The sequence below is a fragment of the Dietzia sp. SL131 genome (assembly GCF_026672565.1).
GTDB classification, from domain to species: Bacteria; Actinomycetota; Actinomycetes; order Mycobacteriales; family Mycobacteriaceae; genus Dietzia; species Dietzia kunjamensis.
This window is the reverse complement of record NZ_JAPPRI010000003.1, coordinates 2,729,858-2,741,522: the sequence shown is the minus strand read 5'-3', so window position 1 is coordinate 2,741,522 and position 11,665 is coordinate 2,729,858. Positions and strand designations below refer to the sequence as shown.

The following is an 11,665-nucleotide window of genomic DNA, read 5'->3' as shown; positions in this document are numbered from 1 at the left end:
CTGGTCGTTCAGCCTGTCGAACCGGCGACGACAACCGCCCACACCGCCAGGAGGGACACCGCAACGCGAATGACGATGAGTCCGGTGGCGATCTTCCGGCCGACGGATCGACCGAATACGTTGGTGAGTGGTCGCGCTGCATACTCCGCGAGGAGGATGCAGGCGGCGCAGAACACACCGAAGGTGACGCCCTGAGTCGGCGACCACACATGTGCATCCGTCCAAGGCGCTCCACCGGCCCACGCGACGGCAAACCAAGGGGTCAGTGCGGTGACAAGGCGTCTGACCTCGTCAACTCCACTAAGTACCCCGAGTAGCCAAGCCGTCGGCACAGCAACCGCACACACCCAGACAACCGAGGTGATGGTCGGGATCGCCACACCTGTCGAGACCATCGCGATGAGGGCGATGAGTACAGCGGATACGGTGGCCCAACGGCGCGCACGGACCCACAGTCGGCGAAGTGCCACCTGCGACGAGGCCGAGGACGTCTCCAGTCCAGAACCGTAGACCATCACCTCGTAGTCAAGACGCCGGGCGATGAGAACGAGAACGGCCCCGGATCCGAGCATCGCACCCAGAACCCACCACGGCGCAGGGCTGCCCAAGGGGAGCGAACGCCCCAGGCCGGCGAGGATGAGAGCGATGCTGAATGCGGTGGGCACGAACGGCGACAGACGGTGGAATTCGTTCACCGGTCAGCGCGCCCCCACGGCAGATTCCACCGTCGGCGACGGTCACGGTCCGGCCCCGGCTCATCGTGGGGGCGAGGCGGCAGCGTGAGGGTGTCGCCGACCGATGTTCGTTCTTCGGCGTGTCGAGGATCGGGGTGCCCCCGGTCCTCCAGGTGACCCGGCCCCGAAGACATGTGCGGAACCAACGCCTCAACGCACCGCGGAGTCATGGCGAGGTACTCCCGGGCGATCTGAGCAAAGAGATGGACGAAGCTCTCCTTGCCGACGACGACGATGAGGTCATCGCACCACAGCCACAGCGACTGGAGGCCGTCTGCGGATCCGTCGACGATTGCGGATGCGACCGTACGCAGTCCGTCGGCGTCGAGTCGCCGGGCTAGTTCCACCGAGACGCGGGTCGATGGTCCGCCGGCGAGCGCGAGGCGCGAGACGAGAGCCGGCCCTGACCTCGGGTTAGCGAGTACGGCCTCCACCAGTCCGTCGGCCCGCGCGTCGAGTGCGGCGTCCGCGGCCAGAGAAAGGATGCGATCTTCGGGGAGATGCGTGAGGAGTGCGACGTGATCCCGGTCGGCGAGATCCATGACCACGTCCTCGTCGGGAATGCCCGCTGCCTGCATGCAACGTTCGATCCATGCCGCGAGAACGCTGGCGTCGTCGGGGGAGAATGCGGGCCGGCCCACTCGTGCCCCGGCTGCGGCGATCAGTCGCTGGAGTTCGTCAGGACCGGCCGAGCTCTCCTCGATGCGGAGGTACGTCGACAGCAGGTTGAGCGGGATCCCCCCGGACGATACCTCGCGGCGGAGCAGTTCAGCGTCCACCTCGGGGTCGCTGTTTCGTGCCAGCGCGAGCAGGTCGCGGTCGTCGTCGCCGTGCCGGACGAGCCGCTCGACTAGATGCACACGTTCCACCACCGGCATGCTCCAGTAGGCATTAGGTGACCTCCGGGCACCGTCGGCGGGTGCGGGTGCAGGTGCGGTTGCGGGGGCGTCGCGCAGCGCGATTCGGAGGTGCTCAGCAGACCATGAGTCGGGCGGTGTCGTCTCGATCTCGCGGGCGAGGACCCACCTCCACAGGGCGCGGAGGGAAACGTGTGCGTCGCTCCCGGGGCAGTGAGGTAGCGCCTCGGGGTCAGCGGACACCAATGCCAGTGCCATTCGCTGAGTCCAGCCCGGGAGCTTAGGTTCCCTGGTCGTTCCGCCGACGAGGTCGACGACAGGGGCGGGTGCACCGGCCGGGGCGCGACCGGGGGCCAAGCCGAACGTGAGACTGGGTCTATCGTCCCGCCAGGCACGCAGTTCGGTGGTGAAGGTGACATGGGCGCGCAGTCCGACCGGGAGGCGGTCCAGGACCTGGACGAGGTGCGGCACGGTCGACGCCCTGTCCGGGACGACCGCGCACGCGGTAGGCACGCTCGCGGCGTCGTTGAGACGCGCGAGCACCACGCTGAGGATCGTGGTGAGTTGGACATGATTGAAAGGGGGGTTCTGCCTCACGGAGACGAGGTTCTCGTCGTCGGCTCGAGGGATGAGGCGGTCGTTGGTCAGGGCGAGGTCGTTGAGTGCGTTCCGGGCCGGCGCGCGATTGATCACCTGCATCGCCTCGGTTCGCTTGAGGAACAGTCCGGCGAACCACGTGCGGGAAGCGACGACCAACGGATCCCAGTTGCCAGCCGACACTGCGCCGCTCACATCGATCACGTGAATGAACTCGCCGCCTGCTCGGGCGACGTCATCGGATGTCCGGTAGAGCGCGAGGGTGCGTCCCTCCGGGGTCACGACCACAGACCGGGCGCGGCTGCTGGCGACTTCCGGCCCGATGCCGTCGCGGGTGTCGGCAAATGTCCACGTGAAGTCGACGGGTGGCCAGCCACGTGACGTAGCGATCGGCCCCACCCCGGACCCACCGGTGAGGGTGTGGTCGATCCAGCCCCAGAATGCCTGAGGGGCAGACGGCGGCATCGTCATCCCAGAAACCCTCTCCGCGGATAGATGCGGTTCCCGGTGAACTCTCTTGGCATGTAGCCACGAGAGGTGAGGATCGCAGCGAGGGGATTGAAGAGACCGCGCGGAGAAAAGTGTGCGTGACGCAGAGGACGGTTCTCAGCGTTGACCACCTCCCCGAGTTCGTCGAGGACCGGCTTGGCGCCGTCCTCGGTCATGTAAGCCGGCCCTCCCGACTGCGAGACGGCCACGTACCAGGGATCCTCCACCGTGGCATCGATGTGGCCGGCCACAGCGCTCATCGCGGTGTCGATGTAGCGGTGCACGATGTCGTGGTGGCGCGCGAGTTCCTCGAGAGTGGTGGCGCTCGAGTCGGCGGCATTGCCGACGTACAGACGGTCGTGGTCGTGTCCTGCGAAGTCCGACTTCGAGAGGACGACGACTGGAGTGACGAGTGGCATGCCCACCCTGGGTCGTTTGCGGACATTGGTGTAGTAGTCCCGGACCACGTTGAAGACACCGTTGACAGCCTTCGCTGTGAGAGCGGTTTCTGCGACCTGAAGGGTGCCGTTGCGGGAGAGACTGATGGCGGCGGCCCTTCTTTCCTCTGGGGTCCACCCGGCGACGGGCGGGATCATGTAGAGGTGCGCGTCGGCGAAAGCGATGTGCAGGTTCCGCTCCGCGTTTTCCGGGACCACGATCTCGTTCTGGGTCTCGCCGGCGACATCGACAAATACCATCGTGATCTCTTCCGTCTCTCCGGGAACCTTGACATCGAGGACGATGGGGAGTTTGAGAGCGTCCCTCTCTGCACGAGTGCGGTCGACGGCCAGATCTTGCTTATGCGCGTCGTCGAGCAACTTGAGCGCGTCCGCCCACTGGACGTTGTCCTTCGGGGTTTTATTCGTCACGGTGTAGCTCGGCGGGAGCCTGCCTTCACCCGACGCGCGGACCAACGAACGCAGATAGGAGGTCTTTCCCGATCCCGACGGGCCGATCATCGCGACAAGGAGGAAGCTCTTCCCGCTGAGTTGTCGAGGATCGATCGGGTGGTCATTCTTGCACGAGATCTTGAGCCCCAACTCCTCAAGCCAGTTGTACGCGGCCTCGTCGAGCGTCTGCTCCGGGGCGAAGAGATTGTCGAAGTCAAAGCGTCCCGCGATGCCGACCCTCTTCATCGCCCGATCGGCGTCGATGCGTTCCCCGGTCGTGAGGTCGATGGTGACCGCGGCGCCGCAATTGACGCAGACGGTATGGCGGATCTGCCCCCGTGCAGTGGCCATGCGGATCTCCTGAAGTGGGTCGGTGGATCGGTCAGAGTGAGAAGAAGATGCCAAGTCCGAGTAGGAAGCCCAGCGTGGCCCCTCCAGCCGCGAACTTGACCGCTATACGTCCTATTCGCCGCATCTTTGGATACCTCCACAGGTTTCCGCTGGAGGCGACCGGGCCGGGGATGGGAGGAAGCCGGTCGTGGTTCACGTGACGGGGCATGAGGTCTCCTTGAATCAACGCGGGTTCACCTGGGGAGAATCGCCAGAACAGCGAGTGTGAGCAGTAGAACGACGAGAAAAGAGACAACCCCCGAGGCGACGATGAACGCGAGAGCGTGGAAATCGGAACGGTGCGCCCATTCGGCGAGCGACAGCTTTCCGGAAGGGTGAGGCACCGGCTCTGCGGAGGCCGCGAGGATGTCACGCACACTCCACTGGGTCGGGTCCTCGGTCCGCCAGTGGAGGGCGGCGCCTCCGCGAGGCATGCCGTTCGAAGAATGGACAATCGTCTCGCGGCCGAGATCCGGAGAGGGCTCTGGAGGACTGGGGAACGCGTCGGAACGGAAGCCGAAATGCTCGGTCGGGCGGGCGGGTTCTGGTTCCGGCGAACGGTGCGGCTGCGTCGACGGCGGCTTCATCGCGGTGTCCGGATCCAACACGACTGTGGGCGAGGAGGCCTGTTCTGGAAGGAGATCGTCGGCGAACACCGCGGTGAACTCTTCGCTGGTCGTACAGACGACAGGCAGCAGTTTGAGGGGCTCGCCGGGCACCGCAGCCGGATGGGGCGCCTCGACCACGACGTCGCGCCCGGTCTGGCCCGTCAGGGCCCGGAGCGCGTGGTCGAGGCTTCGGACGATGGTGATGGAATCCGTCGCCGTCTCGGTGCCGGGCCACCGATCCCCACTCCCGGGCGCGGGCGGAGCATTTCGGTGACACCGGTTGATGAGGGCGAGCAATTCTGACGGCACCTTGTCCTGCAGAACGGAGAGTCCACGGTCGAGTTCCCCGAGCGCGCCGGACGTCGTCGGCGATCCGATGTGCATGGGGTTCTGAATGTGTTCTGCGACCGTGAGGAGCGTCTCAGCAGCGACCACCGAGAAGGCGTACCAGTCGTCCTTGATCCCTCGAGGCGCGTAGGGGTCCACCCCGGGACGGCAGTACTCCGGCGTGAGCTGGCGGATCATCCGAGTCTCACCGTCGTCGATCCGCTCGGTGGCACCCAAGTCGATGAGCACGGCTGCAATTCTAGGATTGTGCCGCAACTGGGGCTGGTCGTCCCGATAGGTGACGTACAAGTTCTTGGGCTTGACGTCCGCATGGCAGAAACCGGCTACGTGCAGATCTCGCAGGCCACAAGCCACCTGGTAGAGAAGAGCCAGTGCGGCCTCGACCGACAGGGGGAAGTCTTCATGTCCGCGGAGGAGATGCTCGCGGAGATAGGCGAGGAGCGTCATTCCCTCCAGGCACTCCATCACCAAGTAGGATTGGCGTGGTACCGGAGACGCTCTCAGGACGTCCACGACGTGCTCCGAGTTCACCTGCCGCGTGCGCTCGAGTTCCGTGCCGAGGTAGGCGCCGATCCGATGGTCTCCGGGATGATCCGCCTGGAGGTGGTCCTCGAACTCCTCCGTGAGGAACTTCATGGCGAACCGATGTCCAGAGGTGTCGACCGCGCGATAGACCACAGCGGACCCGCCGTCGCCCAGGTGGGCGTCTAGGAGGAGCCCGTCCGCCTTGTCTCCGACCCTGAGGCAGTCCTCGCCGTGGCCGACCTTGATCAACGGGGCGCGATCGCTCCAGAACTCGGTCATGCGTGTGTCCACCAGTCCCTCGAATAAGGAAATTCCTAGCTGCTTGATGATAAGCGCTCCTTGCTCGGCAGGGTGTCAGCTGGACAGATGACGCCGGGAAGGGTGAGCTGACACGCCCCGAGGCAATCGCGAGCGGAGGAGGTCTCGCCGGACGTTGGACCACTCGTCTTCTGGCGGGCCCAGGGCGCCGGTGGCGACCAATGTGGTGAGCGCGACCTCGGCGGCCGCTTCCGGTGAGTTGGCGTCGCGGCGGGCGCGCGCGAGATCGAGACCGAGCCATGCGTCTCCAGGCCCGTCGTTCCCACCGCGGTGTGCGATCGCAGCCAGTTCGGCGTCCTTCCACCCCGGTTTACCGAGCCGGCCGTGTGAGTAGAGCGCCTCCAGGTGGTCTCGACGGGCCCCGGGTTCGACCGGGGGAACCGTGGGGAGTAGGAGGTCCAGTCGATGGAGAAGCGCGCCGACGGTGCCCGTGCGCTGAACCGTCGGAGCCCCCTCCTCGGAGTGCCTGTCCAGGACCCGCCGCGCCGTGGCGAGTTCTCCCACTTCTGTCATGCATGCCGCGAGGACAAGACCGGACCGCCTGCGGAACTCGGTCCCGTCGGGGTCCAGCGCGCGAGCGGCGCGGGCGGCGAGCAGTGCGCTCGACGTGTCCCCCGCGGCGAGGAACGAGGGAACAGCCGACACGAGGCACTCCGCCATGTCGACGTCTTGTGCGTGTCCGGCGTCGAGTTGCCGGATCGCATCCCTGGCCACGTCGGGAGTCGGCTGCGCATCGTCTACGGCGCGCAGTGTCGTGAGGAACGGCGTCGGGTCGAAGTCTTCGGCAGGAAGGTCTGCCGGGTCGGGCTGGATTCCGAGCGCCTTGCCGGTAGCGAGGAAACTCCCGACTGCGTCGCCGTCTCGGGCAGTGACCGCGCATCGGACAGCGTGGACGAGCACCCTGCGGAGTCTGGAGATGTCTCGGGTCAGGTCCGCGAGAGTGACGACCCTTGTCCAGTAGCCGAGGAACGATGGGGCGATCGCGGCGCCAGGGTGTCGGTCGGCAGCTGCGAGGATCGCATCGACCGCACGGCGTCTGGCACCGAAGCCGACCTCGTCCGGGTCGGGAAGGGATTGGGTGACACGGAGAAACGTGTGGCGGGAGACAGTCAGTTCGAGTCCGAGGGAATCTGCCAGGCTCGCCTCGTCGCCGCTGTCCCACGGGATCCCCCAGGGCGCAACCCCCTCGGGATAGTCCTCCGACGCGCACAGCCGGACGAGATCGGCGAGGCTCCCCACCCGTATTTGGACTGCGTCGTCGCTCATCTGCGGCTCCTGGGCCTATGACGTCCGCGTCTTCCCAGACGGTGGGCGTCGCGTGCGAGGTCGCGAAGATTGCATTCGAACGGCTTCCCGGACAACCCGCCGCGAAGGGCGATCGTCACCTCACAGCGCACAACCCCTCGAGTGCTCCGACGTGCCAGGAGCATCAGGAGCGGGTAGCGGAGTGGGTCCGACGCGAGCAAGTGGGGAAGGTCGTCGGTGTCTCCCGGCTCGGTCGTGGTGTCGACGACGACGACCGGGACGGACTCCGGGAGTGAGGAGATCATCTCCGCCACCGTGATGTCCCTGATCGGCACAACCTGTTGATGGCCACCGGGGCGGGTGGTGGGATAGCCGAATCGCCAGCGCTCGTCCTCGGTCGCGGCGTCCACGAGCGCGGTGAGGAGACGACCATCGACGGCGGCGATGGACATCCTCGTCGTCACCAGCGACACGAATGCCGCACGAACCTGTTGAGGGGTCGACGAGTGGTGGGCCCGGACCGATCGTCGCAGGGCACGGTGGGCGGCCGACTGAGCCACTGCCAGCGTGGTGGCGAGTACCCCGCCGGCGGGGACCGGAGGAAGCTCGTCCTCTCCGAGCAACACCGCCACGAGCAGATCGGCCGTGGGGACGATCACCGTCCCGTCGACTGCGCGAAGGTCGACGGGACCGATGCGCACGCGAGTACAACCCGAGCGCGGATGGGTGACGTCGGTATGAGAGAAGTGTGGCTGATCAACGACGGGGAGATTCAGGCGTTGTGCTGCCCGGTACGCGCCGAAGTCGAAGGTGAACAGGCGGACGTCGTCCCCGCTTTCCAGGAGCAGATCAGTGGTCTGGATGACGTCGAAATCCTCCGGGGTCGGATTGAGCGTCACTCTACGGACACGCTCTGCGCGTGGATGGTCGACCGGAACGTCGTGCGTACCGTTCCCAGGTTCAGAGACGATCACCTGCATGATCGCGGGATCGGTGTAGTCGAGGAGACTGCGGGGTTCCGTCGACTCGGTCGCGCCCAGCAACCTGACATCGGTCGTGCCGAAGAGGTTGTACGAGTACACGGGATCGAGCAGCGCCATGGCGAACGCCGCCAGCTCATCACAGGCCTCGAGTTCGCCACGGGCGCCGGCGCGTGCGGACAGCGCCGCGAGTTCGGCGACGGTGACGAACGGGGACGTGACGGCGAGTTCGGGATCGGCCGTCTCGTCCGCCTGGCCGTTCCTGAGTACCTCCCACGCCTGGTCCTGGCCGTCGTTCAAGGCGAGGAGGGCGTTGGTGTCCAGCACGAGCATTCGCGGGGCGGTCATCGCTGAGACCACCTGGAGACCGCGCGCCTGAGGTGTTGGGCGGTGTCCACCCGGTGGAGGTCGGCGAACTGTTCGAGCGCTCGGTTGACCTCCGCGACGATGTCGAGCGGTCGGCCGCGGTGTCCTCCTTTGAGGGCGATGAACGTCGGGGCGAAGGGGCCCCGGTCGCGGACGAGGTCGGCGAACTCGTCGGTGTCCATGGTCGCGGTGAGGTAGATGATCGGCAGCCGGGATCCCCACGGGTGTTCGCGACGGAGCCGCTCGGCGAGGTGCCAGCCGCGTAGGCCATCCGGCCTGTTGAAGTCGTTGTCGAGAACGAGGACGAACGGACCCTGGCGGTCAGGGAGGAGGTCGAGCGCGTCGTCGAGGTCGAGATAAGCGTCGACGACGAACCCGGCGTCCTCCAGGGTCTCGCGTGTGAGTTCGACGACGTCCGGGTCGTCGTCGACCACCACGACGCGCATCGTCACAGCGGGAGTGGGAGGCGCCGATTCTACTGTCCCGGTCATGTCGTCTCCTCAGGGTGCGGAGGGCAGGGTGTGCTGGGCGCGGCCGGGAGTCGGAGCCGGAAGATCGAGCCGATCGCCTGGCGTGCGGCGGTCAGGGAGCCACCGTGTCGTCGGACGATGTCCGACGCCGCGGAGAGGCCGAGACCCGATCCCGTCGGTGTCCCGGGGATTCCCTGCTGGTCCCAGGAGAGGACGGACGGCGGCAATTCGGAGGGAATTCCATCGCCGTCGTCCTCTACGGCCATAAGCGTCCATCCGTCTGGGGCACGCTCACGGTCGGCCACCCCGCCCCGGTCGTAGGCAACGTGGACGACAATCCGGTCGGTGCCCCGAGCATGTTCCTCTCCTACCTTGGAGGTCGCCGTTCTGGCGTGCGCCTTGAGCGCGTTGTCGACGAGACCGTGGAGGACGAACCACACGAGCGGGGCGGGGACCGCAATCCGCGGGTGCACGCCGACGTGATGGCGCACGACCACCTCGGTGCCCTGAACGGCGGCGCGGTCTGTGAGTGAGGCGACCACGTCGTCGGCGATCTCCACGGCATCGCATCCCCCGGCATCCGCGGTGGGCTCAGCCCATGAGGAGAACGAGCGGAGCTTGTCGTTGAGCGCGCGCAGCGAGGTGACGGCTGTCGTCGCGCGGCCCCCGGCGGTCTCGGCTCGGGCGAGAAGTTCCGCAGCTTCGGCGGACGCAGCGCCGAGTTCGCAGGCGAGTCGGTCGTGGCGCGACGTGATGAGCGACAAGGCCGTCTCCAGCCGGTAGATGACGTTCCCTAGCTCGTGGGAAACCAACCGGTTGTAGTCGCGGATATCCTCCGGGGCCCAGGCCGGCAGCCGCGGGTCATGGAAATCGCACTCTTCCGGTAGGAGGTGTGCCTCAGTGTCCGGGTCGAGGTCGAGGCCCGACTGACGCGCATGATCTGCGAGCGCCTCGGCGGCGTCGTGTCTGCCCCGCGCGACGAGCTCGACTATGGCTTCGTCCGCGAATGCCTCACCGTGGTCGAGTCCAGTCTCGGCGAACTGGGAGCACCGAGCGGTGAGGCCGTCTATCCCGGACTTTCGGGCGGAGGCACGGGCGGCGGCCCGCGCGAGTGCGGAACTCGCGAAGCCGACAGACTCGCGGGCGTAAGCGAGCGTGGCGATCAGGGTGTCCTCGTCTTCGGCGCATTCGACCCGGAGGGCGACCAGCCGCGTCGCGAGGTCCGGCTCGCGGGGCAGGAAGATGCCCGCGGCGGCAGATAGGCGGTCGATCCCCGCCAGGCAGTTCTCATGGGCGAAGGCGCGGCCGAGGGCGAGGAGGGCGGCGGCGCCTGGAGGGATCGCCGAACCACCCCGCGCCGCTGCCGCCGCGGCGTCGACGGCGACGGCAGCGTACGCCCCGGGGAGAGCTGTCGCGGTGTCGACCACGTCGGACGGGTCTTGGAGGAATCGCCGGCGCGAGTCGTCGTCGGCCAGCGCGCGGGACAGGGCGCTGAGCAGCTGAGGCGGCACTGCGGAGGTGGTCACGGGACGACCTCACCGGGATCGGCTGGCGCGGGGACGGCGAGAGCCACGAGCATGACAGTGTCCACGATCGCGGAGACCACGGTGTCGATCGCGTCCGGCAAGACCGCCGGGAACGGGAGCGAGACCGTCACGCAGAGGAAATCACTCGCGACCATTCTCAGTCCCACGCCCCGCCGCACCGCGCAGATCTCGTGTGCGGCGACGTGCTGAGGGGGAGTGGGGGCATCGGCGACCGGGGAGAACAGTTCCAGCCAGCCGTCCACGACGCGGGCGAACACTGTGATCGGGGCGTCCGTCTCGAGGACCGTGCCGAGATCCGGATCGGGCATCGCCTCGGTCCACAGGTAGGGGATCTCGGAGTCGTCGTCGACCCGGCGGAACCCCAGGTCCACCAAAGCGCGGACTACCTCCTCCGTCGTCGACGGCGCAGAGGGGGCGAGAGCGGGGGAGGTCGACGACCGGGGAGCGGGAGGAGCCGGAGGCGCGGGCGCCTCGGCAACGGGAGGGATCAGCGAGCCGGGACCTGAGTGGAGAACCGGGTGGAGAACGGACGCGGAGAGCGATGCGAGCCTGCACGCGACCCTCTCGTCGACGTCGCCGGCGTCGATCGAGTGCTTGTCGAGGAAGCTGTTCAGGTCCCGGGCGGTCCCCTTCCTGAGGATTGAGTCGAGTTCACCGCGGTGCTCGCGGGCGGTCATTCCGGCCAGTGTGATGGGGAAGAGGGACTGATATCGACGCAGAAACTCGGCGGTGGCAGCCGGTTGCACCGACGGGTCGAGGTCTTCGAGGATCGCGGTGAGGTGGCGTCGCTGGCCAGGGGTGCTGAGGGTTAGCGTGTTCTCGCCAACCTCCGCGGACGACCGCGCATACAATTCGGCACGCTCCGTCACCCTCTGCAGATACTGGCGGCGGGCTCGGTCACCGGCCTGCCCCATCCAGTCGAGTTCCGCGCCGATGGCGTCGACGTCGGAGCGGGAGGTGGTGCGGAGGGGGAGCCCGAGGTCTGGGGCGGACGTGTTCACGGCTGGCCGGCCCTGGTGAAGCGCAACGATGTCTGCGATCGCGAGCAGGACCACGCGTTCGCGGCGAGCAGGTGGAATGGCGTCCAGGCAGTGCTCGAGTGCCGCCTCGATCTCGGCCGACAAGACCACGAATTCGTCCTCCGGGGTGCCTCCACCTCGGCGCAGGGCCGACGTCACCGCGCCATGGTGGGCGGCTTCACCAGCGTACGGCCACCACCGACCCGTTAATGTCCTCTTTCTGAATGACAGCGGTGTGTCAGGTCGGTTTGTCAGAATCTATACATCACCACGATCGGCTCG

Annotated in this window: 9 protein-coding genes; all 9 read right to left on the bottom strand. The window is 67.1% G+C overall.

The genetic code is table 11. The features are described 5' to 3' along the window. Positions 1-8 precede the first annotated feature (8 nt). Entirely contained in the window at positions 9-695 is a 687-nt protein-coding gene (locus OVA21_RS13795; protein ID WP_268092642.1) for a hypothetical protein, read from the bottom strand. After that, entirely contained in the window at positions 692-2,659 is a 1,968-nt protein-coding gene (locus tag OVA21_RS13790) for a hypothetical protein (RefSeq protein ID WP_268092641.1), read from the bottom strand. The genes OVA21_RS13795 and OVA21_RS13790 overlap by 4 nt, the downstream gene beginning before the upstream one ends. Next, positions 2,656-3,918: a TRAFAC clade GTPase domain-containing protein gene (locus OVA21_RS13785; protein ID WP_268092640.1), complete on the bottom strand. Its 1,263-nt coding sequence runs from the start codon at positions 3,916-3,918 to the stop codon at positions 2,656-2,658. Before OVA21_RS13785 ends, OVA21_RS13790 begins: the two co-directional genes overlap by 4 nt. 233 nt (positions 3,919-4,151) lie before the next feature. Beyond that, positions 4,152-5,717, bottom strand: coding sequence for a protein kinase domain-containing protein (locus OVA21_RS13780; protein WP_268092639.1), 1,566 nt, complete (start codon positions 5,715-5,717; stop codon positions 4,152-4,154). Between the two features lie 75 nt (positions 5,718-5,792). Continuing rightward, a complete protein-coding gene (locus OVA21_RS13775; RefSeq protein ID WP_268092638.1) occupies positions 5,793-7,022 on the bottom strand; it encodes a hypothetical protein in 1,230 nt (409 codons plus the stop codon). Beyond that, positions 7,019-8,329 carry a hypothetical protein gene (locus tag OVA21_RS13770; RefSeq protein WP_268092637.1) on the bottom strand — a complete coding sequence of 437 codons (1,311 nt, stop codon included), beginning with the start codon at positions 8,327-8,329 and terminating at the stop codon, positions 7,019-7,021. The genes OVA21_RS13775 and OVA21_RS13770 overlap by 4 nt, the downstream gene beginning before the upstream one ends. After that, entirely contained in the window at positions 8,326-8,838 is a 513-nt protein-coding gene (locus OVA21_RS13765; RefSeq protein WP_268092636.1) for a response regulator, read from the bottom strand. The genes OVA21_RS13770 and OVA21_RS13765 overlap by 4 nt, the downstream gene beginning before the upstream one ends. Further along, a complete protein-coding gene (locus tag OVA21_RS13760; protein WP_268092635.1) occupies positions 8,835-10,343 on the bottom strand; it encodes a sensor histidine kinase in 1,509 nt (502 codons plus the stop codon). Before OVA21_RS13760 ends, OVA21_RS13765 begins: the two co-directional genes overlap by 4 nt. After that, on the bottom strand, positions 10,340-11,542 hold the full coding sequence (locus OVA21_RS13755) for a hypothetical protein (protein ID WP_268092634.1): 1,203 nt from the start codon (positions 11,540-11,542) through the stop codon (positions 10,340-10,342). Before OVA21_RS13755 ends, OVA21_RS13760 begins: the two co-directional genes overlap by 4 nt. Between the last annotated feature and the right edge of the window lie 123 nt (positions 11,543-11,665).